This is a genomic window from Pedobacter cryophilus (assembly GCF_005116455.1).
Taxonomy (GTDB): domain Bacteria; phylum Bacteroidota; class Bacteroidia; order Sphingobacteriales; family Sphingobacteriaceae; genus Pseudopedobacter; species Pseudopedobacter cryophilum.
This window is the reverse complement of sequence record NZ_SWBP01000003.1, coordinates 364,765-387,585: the sequence shown is the minus strand read 5'-3', so window position 1 is coordinate 387,585 and position 22,821 is coordinate 364,765. Positions and strand designations below refer to the sequence as shown.

Annotated in this window: 21 protein-coding genes and 1 tRNA gene; 11 read left to right on the top strand and 11 right to left on the bottom strand. The window is 32.5% G+C overall.

The genetic code is table 11. The annotated features are described in order from the left end of the window. Positions 1 to 61: 61 nt before the first annotated feature. The 7 genes from FA046_RS10740 to FA046_RS10710 all read left to right on the top strand — a co-directional run bounded on the left by FA046_RS10740 (position 62) and on the right by FA046_RS10710 (position 6,452). Complete coding sequence (locus FA046_RS10740; RefSeq protein ID WP_136826399.1) at positions 62 to 1,306, top strand: NAD(P)/FAD-dependent oxidoreductase; 1,245 nt, start codon at positions 62 to 64, stop codon at positions 1,304 to 1,306. Positions 1,307 to 1,591: 285 nt separating this feature from the next. Further along, positions 1,592 to 2,167, top strand: coding sequence for a UbiX family flavin prenyltransferase (locus tag FA046_RS10735; RefSeq protein ID WP_136826398.1), 576 nt, complete (start codon positions 1,592 to 1,594; stop codon positions 2,165 to 2,167). Between the two features lie 33 nt (positions 2,168 to 2,200). Next, complete coding sequence (gene mtaB / locus FA046_RS10730) at positions 2,201 to 3,520, top strand: tRNA (N(6)-L-threonylcarbamoyladenosine(37)-C(2))-methylthiotransferase MtaB (RefSeq protein WP_136826397.1); 1,320 nt, start codon at positions 2,201 to 2,203, stop codon at positions 3,518 to 3,520. 27 nt (positions 3,521 to 3,547) lie between these two features. Then, on the top strand, positions 3,548 to 4,711 hold the full coding sequence (locus FA046_RS10725) for a prolipoprotein diacylglyceryl transferase (RefSeq protein WP_136826396.1): 1,164 nt from the start codon (positions 3,548 to 3,550) through the stop codon (positions 4,709 to 4,711). Next, positions 4,711 to 5,169: a GtrA family protein gene (locus FA046_RS10720; RefSeq protein ID WP_225870919.1), complete on the top strand. Its 459-nt coding sequence runs from the start codon at positions 4,711 to 4,713 to the stop codon at positions 5,167 to 5,169. Before FA046_RS10725 ends, FA046_RS10720 begins: the two co-directional genes overlap by 1 nt. 1 nt (position 5,170) lies before the next feature. Continuing rightward, the gene (locus FA046_RS10715) at positions 5,171 to 5,977 is read left to right on the top strand and encodes an inositol monophosphatase family protein (protein ID WP_136826395.1); all 807 of its coding nucleotides are present in this window, start codon (positions 5,171 to 5,173) and stop codon (positions 5,975 to 5,977) included. Continuing rightward, a complete protein-coding gene (locus FA046_RS10710; protein WP_136826394.1) occupies positions 5,970 to 6,452 on the top strand; it encodes a heme-binding domain-containing protein in 483 nt (160 codons plus the stop codon). Before FA046_RS10715 ends, FA046_RS10710 begins: the two co-directional genes overlap by 8 nt. 2 nt (positions 6,453 to 6,454) lie before the next feature. Here the strand turns inward: FA046_RS10710 and FA046_RS10705 are convergent, their stop codons facing one another. The 10 genes from FA046_RS10705 to FA046_RS10655 all read right to left on the bottom strand — a co-directional run bounded on the left by FA046_RS10705 (position 6,455) and on the right by FA046_RS10655 (position 17,617). Next, complete coding sequence (locus tag FA046_RS10705; RefSeq protein ID WP_136826393.1) at positions 6,455 to 7,582, bottom strand: GNAT family N-acetyltransferase; 1,128 nt, start codon at positions 7,580 to 7,582, stop codon at positions 6,455 to 6,457. A gap of 77 nt (positions 7,583 to 7,659) precedes the next feature. Then, the gene (locus FA046_RS10700) at positions 7,660 to 7,854 is read right to left on the bottom strand and encodes a hypothetical protein (RefSeq protein ID WP_136826392.1); all 195 of its coding nucleotides are present in this window, start codon (positions 7,852 to 7,854) and stop codon (positions 7,660 to 7,662) included. 135 nt (positions 7,855 to 7,989) lie between these two features. Continuing rightward, a complete protein-coding gene (scpB, locus tag FA046_RS10695; protein WP_136826391.1) occupies positions 7,990 to 8,547 on the bottom strand; it encodes an SMC-Scp complex subunit ScpB in 558 nt (185 codons plus the stop codon). 50 nt (positions 8,548 to 8,597) lie between these two features. Then, entirely contained in the window at positions 8,598 to 11,528 is a 2,931-nt protein-coding gene (locus FA046_RS10690; protein ID WP_136826390.1) for a ligand-binding sensor domain-containing protein, read from the bottom strand. Further along, a complete protein-coding gene (locus FA046_RS10685; RefSeq protein WP_136826389.1) occupies positions 11,525 to 12,316 on the bottom strand; it encodes a LytR/AlgR family response regulator transcription factor in 792 nt (263 codons plus the stop codon). Before FA046_RS10685 ends, FA046_RS10690 begins: the two co-directional genes overlap by 4 nt. A gap of 48 nt (positions 12,317 to 12,364) precedes the next feature. Further along, entirely contained in the window at positions 12,365 to 13,489 is a 1,125-nt protein-coding gene (locus FA046_RS10680) for a CofH family radical SAM protein (protein ID WP_136826388.1), read from the bottom strand. 219 nt (positions 13,490 to 13,708) lie between these two features. Beyond that, complete coding sequence (locus FA046_RS10675) at positions 13,709 to 14,887, bottom strand: MFS transporter (protein WP_136826387.1); 1,179 nt, start codon at positions 14,885 to 14,887, stop codon at positions 13,709 to 13,711. 8 nt (positions 14,888 to 14,895) lie between these two features. Further along, on the bottom strand, positions 14,896 to 15,348 hold the full coding sequence (locus FA046_RS10670) for a DUF1569 domain-containing protein (RefSeq protein ID WP_136826386.1): 453 nt from the start codon (positions 15,346 to 15,348) through the stop codon (positions 14,896 to 14,898). Positions 15,349 to 15,369: 21 nt separating this feature from the next. Further along, on the bottom strand, positions 15,370 to 15,927 hold the full coding sequence (locus FA046_RS10665) for a sugar O-acetyltransferase (protein WP_136826385.1): 558 nt from the start codon (positions 15,925 to 15,927) through the stop codon (positions 15,370 to 15,372). 754 nt (positions 15,928 to 16,681) lie between these two features. Beyond that, positions 16,682 to 17,617, bottom strand: coding sequence for a hypothetical protein (locus FA046_RS10655; RefSeq protein ID WP_136826384.1), 936 nt, complete (start codon positions 17,615 to 17,617; stop codon positions 16,682 to 16,684). A 285-nt stretch (positions 17,618 to 17,902) separates the two neighbouring features. Between FA046_RS10655 and FA046_RS10650 the strand changes: the two genes are divergently transcribed. The 3 genes from FA046_RS10650 to guaB all read left to right on the top strand — a co-directional run bounded on the left by FA046_RS10650 (position 17,903) and on the right by guaB (position 21,990). Continuing rightward, positions 17,903 to 19,147, top strand: coding sequence for a M16 family metallopeptidase (locus FA046_RS10650; RefSeq protein WP_136826383.1), 1,245 nt, complete (start codon positions 17,903 to 17,905; stop codon positions 19,145 to 19,147). After that, a complete protein-coding gene (locus tag FA046_RS10645) occupies positions 19,140 to 20,411 on the top strand; it encodes a M16 family metallopeptidase (RefSeq protein WP_136826382.1) in 1,272 nt (423 codons plus the stop codon). Before FA046_RS10650 ends, FA046_RS10645 begins: the two co-directional genes overlap by 8 nt. A gap of 109 nt (positions 20,412 to 20,520) precedes the next feature. After that, entirely contained in the window at positions 20,521 to 21,990 is a 1,470-nt protein-coding gene (gene guaB / locus FA046_RS10640; protein ID WP_136826381.1) for an IMP dehydrogenase, read from the top strand. A 120-nt stretch (positions 21,991 to 22,110) separates the two neighbouring features. On the opposite strand, the gene FA046_RS10635 is transcribed toward guaB, so the two are convergent. Further along, positions 22,111 to 22,557: an RrF2 family transcriptional regulator gene (locus FA046_RS10635; protein WP_136826380.1), complete on the bottom strand. Its 447-nt coding sequence runs from the start codon at positions 22,555 to 22,557 to the stop codon at positions 22,111 to 22,113. A gap of 193 nt (positions 22,558 to 22,750) precedes the next feature. Here FA046_RS10635 and FA046_RS10630 point away from each other — a divergent pair. Beyond that, positions 22,751 to 22,821: transfer RNA gene (locus FA046_RS10630), tRNA-Cys, on the top strand.

Here is a 22,821-nt window from a genome sequence, read left to right as displayed (position 1 = left end):
CCTTTTTATGTTTAATTTGTTAAAACTGCAAACAATTTAAGGATCAAATTATTAAAATAAGATGTTGGAGAAAGAAAAGAAAGTAATTATTGTAGGTGCTGGGATTGCTGGTTTAACTGCTGCAAAATTATTAAAAGCCAAAGGATTTGAAATTTTAGTGATAGAAGCATCAGACGGTATTGGTGGCAGGGTGAGGACCGATGAAAAAGACGGTTTTCTTTTAGACAGAGGATTCCAGGTTTTATTAAGTGCCTATCCAGAAGCCAAAAAGCTTTTGAACTATAAAGATTTGAACTTGAAGCCTTTTTTGCCTGGAGCAAAAATTTTATATGAAAAAGGGATGACTGAAATTATGGATCCACTACGTAGACCTTCTTCATTTTTAAAGACACTATTTTCTCCTGCGGGATCTTTGGGAGATAAGCTTCAAATGTTTTTATTAAAAAAGCAGTTAGAGAAAAAAAGCGTAGAACAAATTTTTGAAGAAAATGAACAAACTACAGATAGCTATTTATTAAGAAAAGGCTTTAGTGATAAAATGATTAATTATTTTTTTAGGCCATTTTTATCTGGGATATTTTTAGAAAAGAATTTATTTACCTCTAGCAGGATGTTCAATTTTGTTTTTAAGATGTTTAGCGAAGGAGATACTGTAATACCGGCCAAAGGAATGGGGGAGATTCCTAAACAGTTAGCTAAAGATTTAATGGAGCATGAGATTTTATTAAACACTAAAGTAGTTGCCGTTGAAGAAAATAAGGTAAAAACAGAAAGTAATCAAACTTATGAAGCTAATTATATTATTATAGCCACAGATCAGGATCATATTCCCTCTCCTTATCAACAAACTCAACATCTAAAGAGAACGGTTACAAATATGTATTTTACTTCTAACGTTGCGCCTTTTAAAGACCCAATAATTGCTTTAAATGCCAATGAAAATGCTTTGGTAAATAATATTGCAGTGATGAACCAGGTATCTGCCTTGTATTCTAAAAGTGGGGAATCATTAATTTCTATTTCAATTTTGGATGATGTGAGTCATTTACACCCTGATGAATTGATTCAAAAAGTAAAGTCTGAAATGAGCTTTTGGTTTAAGGGAGTAGAAAACTGGAGATATTTACACAGCTATTTCATTCCATATGCTTTACCAGATCAAAAATCTGTGGAAACAAAAATATCTGATTCGGAATATAAAATTTCTAAATCAGTGTATAAATGCGGCGATTATCTATTAAATGGATCAATAAATGCCGCCATGTTAAGCGCTAAAAAAGTTGTAGAGTTAATAGCGAGGAATTAAGTTGAAATATCAATTACTGTCATTTTTACATTAAAATATATTTTTATCATTTTAGTTAAAATGTATATAAAAATATATTTATGATTTTGTTTAATTTTAATTCAAAAGAAATATTAAATTTTATATTAAATTTCTATAAATTAATTGTGTAAACAAATAATTGTTTCTATATTTGTCATGCCCTCCCAAAGGGCATGTTTTTCATAGGTAGATGTAGGGTCGAATACTTGTTATTCGGCCCTTTTTTATTTACAACTTTTTTGAATTTTTATTGTTAAGCTTTATATGAAAAAAAAGAAAATAGTAGTTGCAATTACCGGTGCTAGTGGGGCTATTTATGCTAAAGTTCTGTTACAAAAATTAGCGGTTTTAGAAACTCAAATTCAAGATTTAGCAGTTATCATGTCAGACAATGCCAAAGATGTTTGGCGCTACGAGTTAGAAGACGAATCTTACAAAGATTTTAATGTAAAGTTTTATGATAAAAACGATTTTATGGCACCTTTTGCATCAGGATCCGCCCGTTATGATACCATGATTATTATACCGTGTTCTATGGGGACTATGGGAAGAATAGCATCGGGTATTTCTAATGATTTAACAACCAGAGCCGCAGATGTGATCCTTAAAGAAAGAAGAAGACTGATTTTGGTAGCAAGAGATACTCCTTTAAATTTGATACATATTAATAATATGAAAACCATTACCGAGGCTGGAGGAGTGATTTGCCCGGCAGTACCTTCTTTCTACAGTAAGCCAAAAACCTTAGAAGAGGTTGCCGCAACGGTAGTGAACAGGGTATTAGATTTAGCTGGTTTTGAGGTGGATAGTTACCAATGGGGAGAAAAAGAAACGAATTAGTTCAAAATTCATATCTTTGCAGCTTAATAAATTATGGCTAAAAAAGTTGCTTTTTACACGCTTGGATGTAAATTAAATTACTCCGAAACATCTACCATTGGTAGGCAGTTTACAAACGCAGGTTTTGAAACTGTTGATTTTACCGAAGCTGCCGATGTTTACATTATCAATACCTGCTCTGTAACAGAGAATGCAGATAAAAAATGCAGAAAAGTAGTAAAAGAAGCTCTTAAACATTCTCCATCAGCATATATTACCATTGTAGGATGCTACGCTCAGCTTAAGCCAAAAGAAATTGCGGAGATTGAAGGTGTTGATATGGTTTTGGGCGCTGCGGAAAAGTTTATGATTGTCGATTTTATCTCTGATCTTACCAAAGAGCCTAAAACAATCATCCATAATAAACCAATTGATGAAACCAATCAATTTGTATCTTCTTATTCTTATGGGGATAGAACCAGAACATTTTTAAAAGTTCAGGATGGTTGTGATTATTCTTGTACGTTTTGTACCATTCCACTAGCCAGAGGAGAAAGTAGGAGTGATACCATTCCAAATATCATTAAACAAGCCGAAGAAATAGTAATATCTGGCGTAAAAGAAATTGTTCTCACCGGAGTAAATATTGGTGATTTTGGAATCAGAAATGGAGAAAGAGCAGATAAATTCTTTGATTTGGTACAAGCTTTAGATGAAGTAGAAGGAATAAACCGAATAAGAATATCATCTATAGAACCAAATTTATTAACCAACGAGATTATTGAGTTTGTAGCCAAGTCTAAAAGATTTGTCCCGCATTTTCATATTCCTTTACAATCAGGCTCTAATAAAATTTTAGGTTTAATGAAAAGGCGCTATCGCAGAGAGCTTTATGTAGATAGGGTAAACACCATCAAATCTTTAATGCCTAATGCCTGTATTGGAGTTGATGTGATTGTAGGTTTTCCGGGTGAAACCCGAGAAGATTTTTTAGATACTTACAATTTCTTAAATGAACTTGATATTTCTTATTTGCATGTTTTTACCTATTCAGAAAGAGATGATACCCCGGCCAAAGATATGGAAGGTGTAGTGCCAGGTTCGCAAAGAGCTGATAGAAGTAAAATGTTGCATATTTTATCAGATAAAAAAAGAAGAGCATTTTATGAAACTCAGCTAGGTAAAAATGCTTTAGTTCTTTTTGAGGCAGATCATAAAGAAGGTTTTATGCATGGTTTTACCTCTAATTATGTAAAAGTGAAAGTGAAATACGATCCCGTTTTAGTGAACGAATTAAAAACTGTTAAATTAACAGAACTTTTACCCGATGGCGAGGTAAGTGTAACCGAAGCACACGAAATATTAACTCATTAATTTCTAACCTATTCATTATTTTTATACATGTTCCCAACCCTTTCGCACTTAATAGAATATCTTTTTGGAATAAACATTCCTTTACCCATACAAACCTTTGGTTTTTTTGTTGCCATGGCATTTATTGCAGGGTACTGGGGTTTTTCAGAAGAATTTAAAAGGAGAGAAAAGCTGGGTCAGGTACATCCTTTTCAAAGAGAAATAATTATTGGACAACCAGCAAGCTTATCTGAATTGATTTTAAATGGCTTATTTGGTTTTTTAATAGGATATAAAATTATTTATGGCTTATTAAACTATAGTGCATTTGTAAATGATCCTCAGGGTTTTATCTTGTCTTTAAAAGGGAATTTCTTTGCGGGGATTATTGTTGGGGCAATATTTGTTTATTGGGCTTATCAAGAAAAAAAGAAAACACAATTACCTCAACCTAAAAAAGTAACAGAAACGGTTCATCCGTATCAATTAATGGGGACTTTAATTGCTTGGGCTGCCATTGCAGGGATTATTGGCGCCAAGCTTTTTGATAATCTAGAATATTGGGATCGTTTTATGGAAGACCCAATTCAAAACCTACTTTCTTTTAGCGGATTAACTTTTTACGGAGGCTTAATATGCGGTGCCATAGCGGTATTATATATCTCAGGTAAAAACGGAATAAAGGCTATTCACATGTGTGATATTTCTGCACCGGGCTTAATGTTGGCTTATGGTGTAGGTAGAATTGGTTGCCAATTATCTGGAGATGGAGATTGGGGAATTAATAACCTTAATCCAAAACCAAATTGGCTATCATGGGCTCCAGATTGGGTTTGGTCTTTTAAATATCCTCATAACGTAATTAATGAAGGGGTTTTAATACCCGGTTGTGAAGGTAAGTTTTGTTATGAATTAGCACTTCCTGTGTATCCAACGCCACTTTATGAAGCCGTAGCTTGTATTTTATTGTTTTTCTTTCTTTGGTCTATTAGAAAAAAAATAACCATTCCTGGAGTATTGTTTTCTATTTATTTAATTTTAAATGGATTAGAAAGGTTTTTTGTAGAAATGATTAGGGTGAATTCTAAATATCATGTGGGTTCTTTTTCTTTTACACAGGCCGAATTAATTTCTACTCTTTTGGTTTTAGGAGGAATTGTTGGTATATTTTTATCATTAAATGCCGCTAAAAAAGGAAAGGAAGTGGCTTAGTGAATACTGAAATTAAAACATTAGTAATCAATAATAAATTTCTTCAAAGTAAGGTCATCAGGTTTTTTCTTTCTGCTGGTATTGGTATGGTGGTAGATGTGTTTGTTTATTTTATTGCCATTACTTATTTTTTAGGTAAAGAGAGAATAAAGCTTTTTAATTACCAGGTGAGTGCGCATGAAATATCTTTAGTTGTTTCTTATTCTTGCGGGGTAATAGCTAATTTTATCTTAACTAAATACGCTGTTTTTTCTGAATCAACCGTAAAAGGAAGCAAGCAGTTTTTTAGATTTTCTTTAATAGCAGGCTTAGGATTTTTTGCTAACTATAGTTTGTTAAGATTTTTTGTGGAGTTTTGGGATGTTTTACCAATTATTTCTAGAATATTATCTGCTTTAAGTTTAGGCTTTGCAAGCTATTACATCCATAAATTATTTACATTTAAAGTAGAAGATTAGTATGAATTATAAAGATTTATGTGAGCAGGTTATAGAAGTAGCAAAAATGGCGGGAGGCTTTATTAGAGAAGAGTCTTTGGCTTTTAATTCCTCACATATAGAATATAAGGGCTTAAATGATATGGTATCTTATGTTGATAAAACTGCTGAAGCTAAAATTATAAATGAGTTAAGTTTACTCTTACCAGATTCTGGCTTTATAGCAGAAGAAGGAACTCAAAATGCTACAGCAGAAAGGTTTAATTGGATTATAGATCCTTTAGATGGAACCACCAATTTTATTCACGGAATTCCTACTTACGCAGTAAGTATTGCTCTAAAAGAAAACGATGAATTAGTTGTTGGTGTAATTTACGAGATCAATAGAGATGAGTGCTTTTATGCATGGAAAGGAAGCGAAGCTTTTTTGAACGGAAAAAGAATTTCCGTTTCTGAAAACAAGGATTTAAGCAGCTCATTAATAGCTACGGGCTTTCCTTACTACGATTTTAAAAGACAACAATCTTACATTAATCTTTTTAATGATGTAATGCAAAAATGCCATGGGTTAAGAAGAATAGGGGCGGCCTCAGTAGATTTAGCTTATACAGCATGTGGTAGGTTTGATGCCTATTTTGAATACAATTTAAAGCCTTGGGATATAGCGGCAGGACTTTTGATATTAAAACAAGCTGGTGGAGAATATTTTGATTTCTCAGGCGGAACAAATGCATTAGAAACTTGTGATGTTGTAGCCACAAACGGTAAATTATCAGTAGAATTAAACAATATTATAAAACATCATTTTAATACTAATAACCATGATTAAGAAAATTTTACTTGCTTTAGGTGTAGTTATAATTGTTATTCAGTTTATCAGGCCAGAAAAAAACATTGCCGCAGGTGCTCAACCTAATGCTATCTCAACAAAATATACCGTACCTGATACAGTTAACCAATTACTTAGCGTGGCTTGTAAAGATTGCCATAGTAACAATACCGTTTATCCATGGTATAGCAATATTCAACCTGTAGCTTGGTGGTTAAATGATCATGTTAAAGAAGGTAAAAGAAAATTTAATTTAGATGAGTTTACAACTTATACTTTAAAAAGACAGGATCATAAATTAGAAGAATTAATTGAAAGCCAAGAAGATCATTGGATGCCTTTAGATTCTTACACTTGGGTTCATAGAGATGCAGCTTTAACAGATGCACAGCGCAAAGTTTTAATTGACTGGGCCAATGTTACCAGAAAACAAATTCAAAGCAACCCTGATTTCGCTACATCTCCAAAAAAGTAACATTAATCTTTGTTAAACATGTAACGCATGGTGGCGTGTTTTTTTCCTAAAACGGCTCCCGTAGCTTCATGCAGGGTTAGCATTTTGTCATTAAAATCTCCTACCCAAGAAAGTTCTAATTCATCGTATTGCTTTTTGGGTAAAACGTATTCCCCTAATTTGATGAAAATGGCAGACTCTAAGCCGTGTTTTTGAAATTTCTCTTTAGTGCCCATTACCACAGCCCTCATCCTATTTACACCTCTAAGTTTGTTGTAAAGGAATTTAATTTTGCCTAAAAGATTAAGTTTCCCATTTAAAGATTTAATCATCAAATTGGCATCAGGCAGCGTAACTACAAAAGAGGCAGGTTCACCATTTACATAGGCAAACCAAATTAATTTTGGATCCATAATAAGCTTCATCTTTTCAAAGCTTTCCATTACGGTTTCTAATTTTATTGGAGAAAAGTTAGCAAAGTTTTTCCATCCATCATTATATATTTCCTGAAAATCTGCTGCAAATTGATCGAAGTTTTTAACGTCTAAAGGTTTAAAAGTATAACCTTCTTTTTTAATTACCCATTTTGCAATTTTTGTAAATCTTTCTGGAAAAGGTTTTGTAATATCTAAATGATTGGTAATTTGCTCATACATTGTTGTAAAGCCATAATTATCAAAATGCTTCTTGTAATAAGGTTTATTATAGTTCATTCCGTAAGATGGATGTGTATATCCTTCTACCAATAAACCCCAAAAATTATCATTTTCACCAAAATTAATAGGGCCGTCCATTGCTTCCATTCCATTTTCTTTTAGCCATTGTTTTGCGGTATCAAAAAGTATTTTAAAAGCACTTTCATCATCAATACATTCTACAAATCCAATTCCTCCGGTTGCTTGCTCAAAAGTAAAAGCTTTCTTTTCATTAATAAATGCTGCTATTCTGCCAATTAATTTCTGGTTTTGATCAAGTAAAATCCACCTAGTTATTTTTCCATGAGTATGAAAATTATTTCTTTTAGCATCAAATACTGCTTCTATATCATTATCTAAAGGGCAAACCCAAAAATTATCACCTGCGTATAAAATTCGGGGAACGGCTAAGAATTTTTTTATTTTTTTAGGAGAGTCAACTTCTAAGATGGTCATATATGTAATTTGGATAAAAGATAAAAAAAAAGCATTCAAAAATTTGAATGCTTCAAAAATATATAATTTAAAATAACTTAAAAGTCATCATCATCATCAAAACCTATTTCATCAAATCCGCCAATATCATCTATTGGTAAATCAAAATCATCATCATCTTCATCTACAAACTTCTTTTTTGAAGGACTTTCGTCTTCTAGTTCATTGATGTCATCATCTTCATCAGTTGGTTTAGCTATTGGTTTTTTAACCGGCTTCTTTGGCGTTCCCATGTTTTTTTGATTTTTTTTACTCTTCTAAAGTTAACAAGTTTTTAAAAACGAAAAAAGATATTTTTAATTTTTAATTCGAAATATCATAAGGTCAAAAATATAAGGAAATTTTAATTTCAAAAAATTGAATTGAAATTATTCTGATTTTTCACCTACTTCTGTGTTGTTATTTTCTGCAATGTCTTTTAAATGTGGGAGATCCAAAATAGAATTAATTCCAAAATAATCTAAAAAATACTGACTTAGGGCATATAAAAGCGGTCGACCAGGGCCTTCTGCCTTACCAGAAATAGAAATTAAATCTTTATCTAATAACTTTTGAATGGTATAATCACAGTTTACACCTCTTATTTGTTCAATTTCTAACTTAGTAATGGGTTGCCTGTAAGCTATGATTGCCAAAGTTTCTATTGCAGATTGACTTAATTTTTTCTTCGATTTTTGGATGTGTAATTGGTTAATAATAGGGAGCATCTCTTTTCTAGTTAAGAATTGATAACCCCCAGCTATTTTAACTAATTCTATAGCAGATGAATTTTTATGGTATTTATCTTTAATATTTTCAATATGAGCTAATACTTCTTCAACAAGAAAATCTTTTTGTAAGGTTGTTTGCAAACAGATGGTGATTTCTTCTACCCTAATACTTGTATCAGAAGCAAAAATAAGTGCTTCTATGTATTGCTCAGTCATATTTTATTTTCTCATTTAAAATCAAGATAATTAATGTTTAGCAAGTTCTTTTAGGCTAAAGGAATAGTGAGTTTAACCCGGGTTCCTCCTTCTTCTTGTTGATTAACTTGAATATGCAATTCTTTACCAGATAATAAATTCATTAACTTAATTCTTTCTCTGGTAATAGACATCCCTCTACTGATATAGCCATCATTTTTAGTTTTTAATGAGTTATCTATACCAATTCCATCATCTTCTATAATTATTTTTAATGATTGTTGATCTTGATTGATATTAATAGCTAAGTTTCCTTTTCCATTATTTGGCATAATTCCATGCCAAATGGCATTTTCAACAAAAGGTTGTAATAGCATAGAAGGGATGAAAATTTCTTCATCGTCTATGTCTGGATGAATATTGATTTTATAATTTAATTTTTCTCCAAATCTTAAGCTTTCTAACTGTAGGTAAAGGTTAAGATATTCAATTTCCTCTGATAAGCTTATTTGTCCTTTATTAACGATGTCTAAATTTTTTCTAATGAGACGAGCAAAACCTGTGAGAAGCTTGTTAGCGGTGCTTTTATTTTCTGTATTGATAAAGTATTGAATAGAGTTCATCACATTAAAAATAAAATGTGGATTCATCATCGCTTGCAAAGCTTGTTGTTCTAAGGCAATAACTTTTGATTCATATAATAATTTTTTGTGCTCTTTAATCCGCTTTAGGCGAGTGTATTTATTAATTGCGATAATAGTTAGTGTAATAATTATTAGAACTAAAGAAAGTATAAAAAGTGGATTTTTATAAAAAGGTGGATTAACTTTAATTGGAATATTTATGGTTTTACTATAAATTCCTCCTATAATTTTAGCCCTAACCTGGATGTCATAATCACCGGGTTCTAATGATGCAAACTGTAAAATATTATTAGAAGTTTGAATCCATTCCTCACTTTCTTTAATTTTATACTCATAAACAATGTTATCAGGCTCTTCAAAATCTATAGCAGTAAAACTTATTTGAATATTATTGTCTTTATGTGATAACTCTATAATATTATTGCTTATTTGGTATTCTTTGCCATTAATTATAAATTTTTTAAAGTAAATGGGCAGTTCATGCACATTATTTAGCTCTTTTTTTTGGTTTATTTTGGTTAAACCTTTGTTTGTTGCTACATAAACGTAATCACTATCAACTAAAATGTCATTTACTTCATTTGTTAACAGTCCGTTATCTACTGTGTAAGAGGTAGTTCTAATTTTGCCTAACGGATTTTCAATTTTATTAACTCCTTTACTAGTAATCACCCAAAGTTGATTTTTAAAAACGTAGGATTTTAAACAGTTATTACTGTTTAAACCATCTTTAGTAGTAATTACTTTAACAAGTTTATAATCCTTAAAAATACAAATGCCATTAGAGCTAGTAGAGGCATAAACTAATCCGGTAGAATCACATAAAATATGACCAATACGATCGTTTAAGGGTATTATCTTTTTTGAAAAGGATAGTATTTTATGGTTTGACGTTAAAATATGCAAACCATTTAACTGGTCATACCATAGGTTGTTATTTTTATCAAAGGCTAGGCAAAAAGTTCGATCGTAAATTTTACGGTTTAATTTATCATTATCAAATACAAAAAAACCTGGGTTTTCTTTTTTGTATTTGTGAATATAAAGACCAGAAGAAGTTGCAATGGCTAGGTTCTTATTAGCGTCAATATCAAAAGATTTTAATGCGTATTGAAGTTTTTGTTTTTTGTTGTTTAATAAATTAGCCTTTAAATCTTCATCTAAGTAACCAGTATTTGTGCTACTTAAAAACCATATCTTTTTATTTTTATAATCATAATGAAGTTGCTTTACAGGATTAAAAATTAATGAATCTGCCTTGATATTAAGAACTTCGATTTTATCTTTATTAATGATGTTTATTTGGCCATTTCTTAATCCTAACCAAATTTTATTTTTAGAATCTTTTATTATGCTATAAATAGATTCATTAGTTAAAGAATTTAATTTTGTGTAATGTTTAAACTTATTTGCTTTTTTTGAAAGTAAATAAACTCCGTTATCTACGGTAGATATCCAAATGTTTTTGTAGGAGTCTCTGATTATAGAAGAAACAAATTTGTCAGGTAAGAAATTTTCAAAAGTCTTATTTTTTAGATCATAAAGTTTAACACCGTTCCCTAAAAGTCCAATCCAAAGTTTATTATTTTCTACTAAAATACTTGATATACCTTTGTTTAATACAGTAGCGGATATTTTTATTATAATTCTTTGAGTACCATTTTTCATCTCAATTAAACCTTCTTTACTCATAAAATAAAGTGTGTGGGTTTGTTTAGAATAATAAATAGACCTTACATCTAATGGATAATATTTCTGTTTAAAAATAGAAAATTCGGTGTTTTTTATTTTATGAAATCTTACATCATTACAAGACCATAAATTTTTGTTTACATCTTCAAAATAAAATAAGTTGCTAAGTACGTATTTAAAATTATCTACATATTTAAAGGTTACCGTATTGTTTTTTATGCTTACTATTTCCCCAATATTAGTAGAAAACCACAAAGTATGATTAACATCTTCGTAAAAGCTAACAAAGTTTGAATGGCAAATAGCTTTTTTTAATAGGGCATTATTATTAGGATTATAAAAAATGCCGTTTAAGTAATATGATAGCCTACCATTATAGGTTAGAAACCATATTCTGCCTTTAGAATCTTCCTTAATTTTTAAAACTTCATTATCACTTAGTCCGTTATCGGTAGTGAAGTTTTCAAAAGTTTTTCCATCATATTTACTCACTCCATTTATGGTAGAAAACCAAATAAATCCCTTACTATCCTGAAAAACATTGTAAACAGTAGAACTAAGTAAACCATCATTTACATTAAGATTTTTAAATTGTAAAGATTGTGAAATGGCATTGGGGAGCAATACAATGTGAAATAGAAGAAAAAACACCAAGCATTTTTTCATTTACCTTTTAAATTTACTTTCTTAACCTTTTCTAAAAATTCACTCATCCGCCTTCTTGATACTTGAATAGTGATATCGTTAACTAATTTTACGTTTAAGCCATTATTATTTTTAAACTCTTTTAAATAAATTAAGTTGATGATATGAGATTTATGAATCCTAATAAAATTGTTTTCTGTTAAAATTTCTTCATAATCCTTTAAGGTTTTGGAAGCAACTACTTTTTCACCAGAAATTAGGTGAAAAATGCAGTAATTGCTATCTGCTTCTAAGTATATAATGTCTGTTAGAATGATAATTTTAAAACCAGAAGTACTCGCAATAGTTAGTTTTTTTATTTCTTTACTCTTTTGTTCCAGGTTTTCGGCCAGCGTACTCAAAGTTTTAGAATAATCATGGTATTGATGATGTAGCAGGCTTAATTTATAAATAGTAAAAGCTTTTTCAACGGCCATTTTTAATTCACTAATATCTATTGGTTTCAATAAATAATCTACAGCACTGGCTTTTATAGCTTTTAAAGCATATTGATCAAAGGCTGTAGTAAATACAACCATTATTTTTTTCTCCTGCAACAACGGAATCAATACAAATCCATTCTCTCTAGGCATAGCAATGTCTAAAAACACTAAGTCAACCTTATTCTCGAGAATGAAATTTTGGGCTTCTTTTACAGATTTTGAAATATTAATCACTTTTACATTCGGACAGTTATCCTGAAGTAAAAAATACAATGAAGAGCGGCTGTACTCTTCATCGTCTACAATTAAGGCATTAAAGTTTTCCATGATAAATGCTATTTTATCGAAAAAAAAACTTAAAAAGAAATTTATAAATTAATAATTGATCACTTGCTGCGTTAGCTCCTTCACATCAGTTCTCCATTCATATAATTGATTTCTCAATTGAGGCTCAAATCCGGCTTCTTTTATCGATTCCTGAATCCCATTTGATGTAAACCTATGAGGAGCGCCGGCAGCACTTACCACATTTTCTTCAATCATAATAGAACCAAAATCATTAGCGCCAGCATGCAAGCAAAGTTGCGCAACAGGTTTTCCAATTGTTAACCATGATGCTTGAATATTTTTAATGTTAGGTAACATTATTCTGCTCAAAGCAATCATTCTCAAATATTCATCGCCAGTTACGTTATTGGTAATTCCTCTTAATTTTTTTAATAAAGTACCATCATCCTGAAAAGGCCACGGAATAAACGCTGTAAAACCATAATGACCTTCTGGCTTTTCGCTTTGTACTTCTCTAATCCAAATTAAATGCTCAAAACGCTCTTCAATGGTTTCAATATGTCCAAACATCATGGTAGCTGATGTTGCAATATTCAATTTATGAGCTGCTCTCATCACATCCAACCACTCTTGTCCGCCACATTTGCCTTTAGAAATCAATCTGCGGACTCTGTCATTCAAAATCTCTGATCCAGCACCAGGTAAAGAATCTAAACCAGCTTCTTGCATAGCTTTTAACACATCGTAATGGTTCATGCCTTCTAATTTGCTCACATGGGCAACTTCCGGCGGACCTAAAGAATGCAACCTAATTTCAGGATACAAATCTTTTAATTGCTTAAATAAATCGGCATAAAATTTTAAACCTAAATCTGGGTGATGCCCGCCTTGTAACAACAACTGGTCGCCACCTAATTTTATAGTTTCTTCAATTTTTATTTTATAGGTTTCAATATCCGTAATGTAGCTATCCTCATGCCCCGGTCTTCTAAAAAAGTTGCAAAATTTACAGTTAGCAATGCAAACGTTGGTGGTGTTCACATTTCTATCAATTTGCCAAGTCACTTTACCATGCGGAACCTGTTTTTTACGCAATTCATTGGCAACATACATTAATTCTGGTGTGGTAGCATGGTGGTACAAATGCACCCCTTCTTCTAAAGTTAGAAACTCAAAATTTTGAGCCCTGTTTAATATTTCAGGAATATTCATATTCCAAAAGTACAGCTAATACTTAATTTTGTTTCTTTAAACAGAAGTTAAAATTTACAGCTTTAGTTTTTATTAGAAAAGCATGGCAATTGCTATCTATTAAATTTGTTCCCTCTTTTCGCTCATACTACTCGAGGCCTTATTCACAGGCCGGTATACGCTGCAATAGGGTTTAGGTACAAAGCCAGCAATAATTTACAAACACCTAAACATTTGATATTAAAGTGCTATCTTTTTTTGTGGCAACAAAGCAATCAATCCTAAAATAGGTCCAACAGCTAAAAGTAGATAAACGTAATTAGGATTTAAGCTTTTCATCATCATATTAATTAATTGGATACTTATAATAGTGATAGAAAAACCTATACAATTTACAATAGTAAGGGCAGTTCCTTTGGTTTCTGGTATGGCATTTTGAGCTACTAATGATGAAAATAAAGGTGAATCGGCAATAACGGCTAAACCCCAAAAAATAAGAAACCCTATAAATAGGGAAGGATTATTGGTAGAAAACACCAAGGGAGAAATTAAGCAACAAATGCAAGAAAGGAGCAATGCTGTAAAAGCTACTTTCTTTGCACCAAAATACTTCGCTAAAAAACCACTAAAAACACAACTTAAGCTACCCAAACCTATAATTATGAAAGATAAAATAGAAATATTCCAATTTGCTTGGGGGTGAAATAAAGCATAAGTTTTAAGCATAACAGGCACAAAAGCCCAAAAAGCATAAAGCTCCCACATGTGCCCAAAATATCCGAAAGCGGCAGATCTAAATTTTGGATTTTTAAAAGATTTTAACCAAGCCGTCATATCTGGTTTTTGACCAATTTTTCTAAATGGCCCGTTTGGAACTAATAAGATCATTAAGCTTCCACCTAAAACAGCTATGGTTGAAGTAAACACCGCAATCAGTTGCCAGTTTAAGCCTAAATTAAATCCTTTTAAAAAGTGCGGAAATGCAGTACCTAAAACCAAAGCTCCTACCAAAAAACCTAAAGATTTACCTAAACCTTTTTCAAAATAATCGGCAGCAATTTTCATCCCTACTGGGTAAATACCCGCCAAAAATATTCCAGTTAAGAACCGAAATAGAATTAAACTGAATAAGTTGTTGTGAGGCAATAAAATTCCCAAATTAAATAATGCACCCAAAAGGGCACAAATAAAAAACACTCGTGAAGGTGGAAATCTGTCTGAAACGGTAAATAATGCAAAAATTAAAGTCCCGGTGATAAACCCAAACTGAACTGCCGAAGTCAAGTGACTTAAAGCATTCGCTTTTAAATGAAAAGTTAATATTAAATCGTTAATTACGCTATTGCCTGCAAACCATAAGGAGGTGCAACAAAACTGAGCAAAAACAATAATGACTAAAATTAACCGCTGGTTTTTCATCTAATAAATTAAACTCCAAATTGGGTTAAATGATGATCTAGATGCTTGTAAAGCATATTATTCCACTCTGTTTTATTTAATGCTCCAAAAGAATGAGATTCTTTTCCATCAAAATAAGCTTCGCCTAATTCTTGTGTTTTATTAACAAAATCAATCAATCTTTTTTTCTCGGTTTCAAAATCTTTATCGTCTTTTATGATAAAGGCGGGTGCGGTTTTTGAGTTATGTTTATACGGTTTTTCATTAACCACCATGTTTTTAACCAAAAGTTTTAAAATCAATTTCATAAAGGCGTTTGGTTTTGGATGTTTGTCTTCATAAATCATTTCATAAGAAACATTTAAATGAGCCAACATTTGTGCAACTTCCATTTTACCCCATTTTCTTTGTGTATTGGGTGTTAATTTATTGATACGTTCTAAGATTTCGTTCTTATCTGAAAGTTGAAATACGTTTTTCATATTTTAATGGAGTTTTATATTTTATGATATTAATTTCTTAATCACTTTTGCCGGATTTCCAGCAGCCATTACATCATCAGGAATATCTTTAGTAACTACAGCTCCAGCTCCAATTACGCAATTATTGCCAATGGTAACGCCTGGTAAAATGATGGCTCCGCCACCAATCCAGCAATTATCTCCAATAGTTACTGGTTTAGAAAGTTCTAAGGTTTTTCTTATTTCGGGATCGAGTGGGTGCGAGGCTGCATAAATTTGCACACCAGGTCCAAATAATACATGAGAGCCAATAGTAATTTTCATGGTATCTAACACTACGCAATTTACATTGAAATATACATTCTCACCACAATGGATATTGTACCCATAATCACAGTGAAAAGGTGGTTCTATGTAAAAGTTTTTCCCAGTGTTGGGAATCAATTCTTTAATGATGGTTTTCGCTGTTTTAGTCACCAAATATTCTGTTACGTTTAATTGGCGTAAAAGTCTTTTTGCTTGACGTCTTTCTTTTAACAATTGTGGGTCTGAAGCTAGGTAAAGTTCACCTGCAAGCATTTTTTCTTTTTCGCTTTTCATGATGACGAATATAAATGATTAAGGAACAAAGATGAAGGATTTAGAAACATTGATTTTTTCTGCCACTAATTACTCTTATGTTGAGTAGTTGGGTTTTAAACACGGATTATGAGGATTACACAGATTTTGATAGAGTTTTATTAGTTGTTTTTTGCCACGAATACACGAATTTTCACGAAGCATTGAGGATTAATTTGTATTTGTTTCCACGGAATAAACAGATGAGATTGATATTGTGCTTTATTTTAGATTTCTGCGATCAGATTCGTGTTCATTCGTGTATTTGTGGTTTGATTTTTTTTTGACACAGATTAAAAAGATTCTGACAGAGTAATATTGGATGTTTTTTTGCCACGAATACACGAATTTTCACAAAGCATTGAGGATTAATTTGTATTTGTTTCCACGGAATAAACAGATGAGATTGATATTGTGCTTTATTTTAGATTTCTGCGATCAGATTCGTGTTCATTCGTGTATTCGTGGCTTGAATTTTCTTTTGACACAGATTGCACAGATTCTGACAGAGTTTTATTAGTTGTTTTTTTGCCACGAATACACGAATTTTCACGAAGCATTGAGGATTAATTTGTATTTCTTGTTCTCTACGACTAGATTCGTGTTCATTCGTGTATTCGTGGCTTTTTTTTTGAAAACTGATTACACTGATTCTTATTAGTTAGATTTTTTTATGCGGTTAGATTCGTGATTATTGATCAATTTGTGGCTTATTTTTTTTCAAAATGATTTCAACCTATTTCATTTTTGCTTGTAATTGTTTTAATTCTTTTTTACTAAATTCTTTGGTTATTATTTCCTGATTAGAATCTGCTACATATTCTTTTTTGGGAATTAATGTAGTTTGACCTGCTGTACTAAACATTAGGGGTGTTACAAAACCATAAAAAGAGCCATTTTGTGGTTTATTTGTATTTAAAAACACATCAGATTTTAAGTAGTAGATGTTAAATGATAACGAGTAACGAGGGTCATCAATACTATATTTACTATTTATTCCTAACACTGTTTCTGGATATACCGTTTCACCTACTTTAACACAAATACTTCCTTTTTTAAAACCCGAGTATCTTGCTAAAGTACCATCTGCATGCTCAATTGTTAATTCGTTATTTTGATCTTTATATTTATAGGATAAAGTACTATCTAAAGCAAATTTGTCTTTTACATCAACAACAATTCCTTTTCTAGAGGCGCTTATTTGTTCTTCTTTTTCTGTGTAAAATCGATATGCTTTCCAATCGTCGGGTGTGCTTTTTCCAAAATATGTGGTCATTAAATAAGTAGATTCATAAGCAGTAACTTTTGTTCCTTTTTTAAATGGTAATAAATAAACCAAATTAGCAGGCTTTGTTTTTTCAGTTCCTCTAATGTACCTGTAAGAGTAAGTACTGAAACTTACAGATTTTGTGCCATCACTAGGTTTTAGGGTGAATAATTTGCCCGAGAAATTTTCTGCAACTTCTGTTTTGGAAGAACTCTCTATGCAGTTTGTTAAATCAACAAAAGTTACGATTACAAAGTAACTCCCTGGATCGGTTTTTTCGAAATTGAAATCAATGGAACGATCAGATTTAGTTTCAAGCTTCAATTTTAGGGTAGGCTCTTGAGCTTTTAAAGTGTAAGAGATTGATATTAAATGAAATAACAATAGGTAAATAACTTTTCTCATAAGTTGAATTTTTGGTTGATTTTTCTAAAGTAATATTTATTTGACATTATTTCAAATTTGAGATTACCAATAAAAACGGTTTGATAAGTGTTTGTTTTTTGCAATGCTCAAAATTAAATAAACCTGATAGTACGGAAAACCCGCAGGATAGGAGCGAGCGGATTTGGAGGGATAGCAGGACTAGCCTTTCGGTTGAAATACAGGTTTTGCTTTTCTAAAAAATAATGGATTTAATATGACGGGGGTCTCCGGCAGAAAACTAAATTTGTGCTATATTTATTGATAATGGTAAGATTTGAACGATTTACTTTAGAAAACGGTTTGCGGGTTTTGGTACATGAAGATGACACCACGCCAATGGCTGTTTTAAATATTTTATATGATGTGGGTGCTCGTGATGAAAACCCAGCACAAACTGGTTTTGCGCATTTATTTGAGCATTTAATGTTTGGTGGATCGGTAAATATTCCGTCGTATGATGAGCCTTTGCAAAGGGTTGGAGGCGAGAATAATGCTTTCACCAGCAATGATATTACCAACTATTATATCACTTTACCGGCTGACAATTTAGAGACTGCTTTTTGGCTAGAATCTGACCGAATGTTGAGTTTAGCGTTCTCTGAAAAGAGTTTAGAAGTGCAAAGAAATGTGGTTTGCGAGGAGTTTAAACAACGTTATTTGAATCAGCCTTATGGCGATGTTTGGTTAAAATTGCGTCCATTGGTTTATCAAAAACATCCTTACCGTTGGGCAACAATTGGGAAAGAACTTTCGCACATTGAAGATGCTAAAATTGAAGATGTAAAAGCGTTTTTTAAGAAGCATTACAATCCGCAAAATGCCATTATGGTTGTGGGCGGAAATATAAAATTAGCAGACGTTAAAAAGCTGTGTGAAAAGTGGTTTGGACCAATTCCATCTGGTGAAAAATACCATAGAAACTTACCTGTTGAGCCTGCACAAACAGAAGCGATTAGTGAAACTATTTATGCTGATGTACCTTTAAATGCTATTTATAAGGTGTTTAAAATGCCCGGAAAAGGTGATGAAAACTATGCAGCTATTGATTTGATTTCCGATATTTTATCTCAGGGAAAATCATCTAGATTGTATAGAAACTTAGTGAAAGACCAACAACTTTTTAGTGATATTAAAGCTTACAATTATGGAAGTTTAGATACCGGAATGTTTGTGATTGAAGCTAAACCAAATGAAAATGTAAGCATTGCTACTGCCGAAGAAGCCATTTGGAAAGAATTAGAAAGTTTAAAAACTGATTTTGTAAGTGAAGAAGAACTTACCAAAGTGAAAAACAAATTAGAATCTGTTTTAGAGTTTTCTGAAATGAGTTTATTAGATAAAGCGATGAATTTGGCTTTTTATGAATTAATGGGTGATGCAGATATGCTCAACCACGAAGCCGAGTTGTATTTAAAAGTTTCTCAGCAACAAATTAGAGAACAAGCCAATGAGTTATTTTCTAGTGAAAAAGCAACTACCTTATATTATTTAGCCCAAACCAATGATTGATAGAAAGAATCCACCGGCATCTAAAGCCATAGAAAAAGTTGATTTTATTAAAGTCAAAAAACACCAATTAAGTAATCACATTCCGGTTTTTGTGGTAAACGCCGGCGAACAAGAATTGGTGCGTATAGAATTTATTTTTGGTAATGTAAATTGGGATGCCGCCAAACCTTTGCTAGCATCAGCAACTAATACCATGTTAAATGATGGAACAAGTAATTTATCGGGAGCGCAAATTGCTGCTCAGATAGATTATTATGGTGCTTTTTTTCAAACGGAGTATGCTTATGATCATTCATCGGTAACGTTGTTTACCTTAAACAAGCATTTGCAAAGCACTTTACCTTTAGTTAAAGAGATTTTAACTGCTTCTAATTTTCCGCAAAAGGAGTTAGATAATTTCATCAACAACCAAAAGCAAAAGTTAAAAGTAAGCTTAGAAAAGAATGATTTTTTGGCTAAAAGAAAGTTTAATGAGGTACTTTTTGGCGATACTTTGTATGGCTATACTGCCGAGGAAACAGATTTTGATGCTTTGCAACAGGAAGATTTGGTAAAGTATTTTGCACAAGCTTATCAGCCTAAAAATTGCACCATTTTAGTAGCAGGAAAGGTAGGAGATGATGTTTTATATACTTTAGAGTCGCTTTTTGGATCGTGGAATAGTGAATATCCATTTACTCCAAATGCGTTTGATTTTAAAATAAACGAAGAGAAACTTTATTTTAAAGACCGACCAAATGCCATACAATCGGCTATTAGAATTGGTATTCCTTCTATCAATAGAAAACATCCAGACTTCCCTGGTTTACAAGTTTTAAATACGCTTTTAGGTGGTTATTTCGGCAGTAGGCTAATGAATAATATTAGAGAAGATAAAGGCTATACCTACGGAATTGGATCTGCAAATGCCAGTTTACAACAGTCGGGTTATTTTGTAATAGCTTCTGAGGTGGGTGCTGATGTTTGCGATGCAACTTTAACAGAAATAGCAAAGGAAATTAATATTCTTAAAACTGATTTAGTGCCTGATGAGGAATTGCAATTGGTAAAGAATTACCTGATGGGTAGCTTATTGGGCAGTTTAGAGAATGCTTTTTCACATGCTGATAAGTTTAAAAACTTGTATTTCTACGGTTTAGATTACGATTATTACGACAGATATATTACAACCATCAAAAATATTAGTGCTGCCGAATTATTGAATTTAGCGAATAAATATTTAGATTTTGATAATTTTTATAAGGTGATTGTGGGGAAGAAGTAGTTTTAATATGAGCAGAAAGTTAAATTTCTGCTCATATTGATTTAAATTCTTTTCATTTCAAAAAAAGCCTATCTTTGTGCGGCAAATAGAGTACCCTAATTTATTTGCTATGCAACTTGATCCCAATAAATTTTTAGCTGAAGGTTTAACCTATGACGATGTACTTTTAGTACCCGCATATTCTGAGGTTTTGCCACGTGAAGTAGACACTTCTAGTTATTTCACTAAAAAAATAAAATTAAATGTTCCTATCGTTTCTGCGGCTATGGATACCGTTACCGATTCTAACTTAGCTATTGCTATTGCACAAGCTGGCGGAATAGGAATTTTACATAAAAACATGAGTATTGCTGCACAAGCAGATGAAGTACGTCGAGTAAAACGTTCTGAAAGCGGGATGATTCAAGATCCTGTGACTTTACACAAAGACGCTTTAGTAGGCGATGCTTTCAAAATTATGAGAGAATACCAAATTGGCGGTATTCCGGTAATTTCAGAAGATAATGTATTGGTTGGGATCATTACCAATCGCGATTTAAGATTTCAGAAAGACATGAGTCAGAAAATTAGCGAAGTGATGACTAAAGAAAACCTGATTATAGCGCCAGAAGGCACCACTTTAACTCAAGCCGAATTAATTTTACAAGCTCATAAAATCGAAAAACTTCCGGTAGTAAATGCCAACGGAAAATTAAGTGGCTTAATCACATTTAAAGATATTCAGAAATTCAAAAACTTCCCCTCGGCTTGTAAAGACGAACACGGAAGATTAAGAGTAGGCGCTGCCGTTGGTGTTACTCATGATACCATGGAAAGAGTAGCTGCTTTAGTAAAAGCCGGAGTAGATGTGATTGCTATTGATACCGCTCACGGCCATTCTAAAGGTGTAATTAATCAGCTTAAAGCGGTAAAAGCTGCTTATCCCGATTTACAGGTGATTGCAGGTAACGTAGCCACAGCAGAAGGTGCTAAAGCTTTAGCTGATGCCGGTGCTGATGGCGTAAAAGTGGGTATTGGGCCAGGTTCTATTTGCACCACCCGTATTATAGCGGGAGTTGGGGTTCCTCAATTGTATGCGGTTTATGAAGCCGCCAGAGGCTTAGCCGGAACTGGAGTACCCGTTATTGCCGATGGTGGAATTAAGCATACTGGCGACATTGCTAAAGCTATTGCAGCCGGAGCTAGTTCTATTATGGCAGGTTCTTTATTTGCCGGTGTAGATGAATCTCCAGGCGAAACCATTATTTACGAAGGACGTAAGTTTAAATCTTACCGCGGAATGGGATCTGTAGAAGCCATGGAATCGGGCTCTAAAGATCGTTATTTCCAAGATGTAGAAGATGATATTAAAAAATTAGTGCCAGAAGGAATTGTGGGTAGGGTAGCTTATAAAGGAACTTTAGCCGAAGTGATGCACCAATATGTTGGTGGTTTAAAAGCCAGTATGGGTTATTGCGGCGCAAAAGATATTGAGACTTTACAAAAAGCACAATTTGTGAAAATTACCGCTTCGGGTATCAGAGAATCTCACCCTCATGATATCACCATTACTAAAGAAGCACCAAATTATAGTAGATAGTATTTGAGTCGGCAGTCCGCAGTCTGACTTTTAAACTTTATAATTTTAGTCAGATTTCAGTAGTACGAAGTTTGATTTTTAAACTTTATATTTTTAGTCGGTAGTCTGCGGACAGCGCTCTTATGACTGCCGACTTTTTTCTTCCAACTCCATTTCTCTCCTCAAAAGATCAGCAATGCTGGTGTTTCCCATAATATTAATGGAAGCATCACGTACTTTTTCCATCATTTCTCTAATGCTACAAGTTACTTCATCTTTGCATTCTTCACAACGCTGGTAAAAGTTTAAGCTTACGCAGGGGAGAAGGGCTATTGGTCCGTCTAAAATTCTGATGACTGCCGAAACCATAATTTCTGAAGCTGGCTTATTCAAAAAATAACCCCCGCCAGCGCCCATACGGCTACTTAAAATTTGTCCTCTTTTTAAATCCAGCAAAATGGCTTCTAAAAACCTTTTGGGTAAGCCTTCATTTTTTGCAATTTCTGCAATTAACATCGGCTTGTTTTCTGGGTTTTTAGCCAGGGCAATTAATGCTTTTACAGCGTATTTAGTTTTTTTAGTGAGCAATTTTAAAACCCTTTTTTAATGATTAAACTATAAGCTTTTCTAAGAATTTTAAATGTAGTAAAAAATATTAATTTAAAGATTCACAAAAAATTGATGACAAAATATTATTTAATCTACTTAATTTGTAGATTAAATAGATATTTATATATTTGCTTCGAATAACAAAGCAAAAGAAAAATTATTAAATGTTAACAGCCGGGTGACCGAGAGGTGAGGTAGAGGTCTGCAAAACCTATTACAGCGGTTCGAATCCGCTCCCGGCGT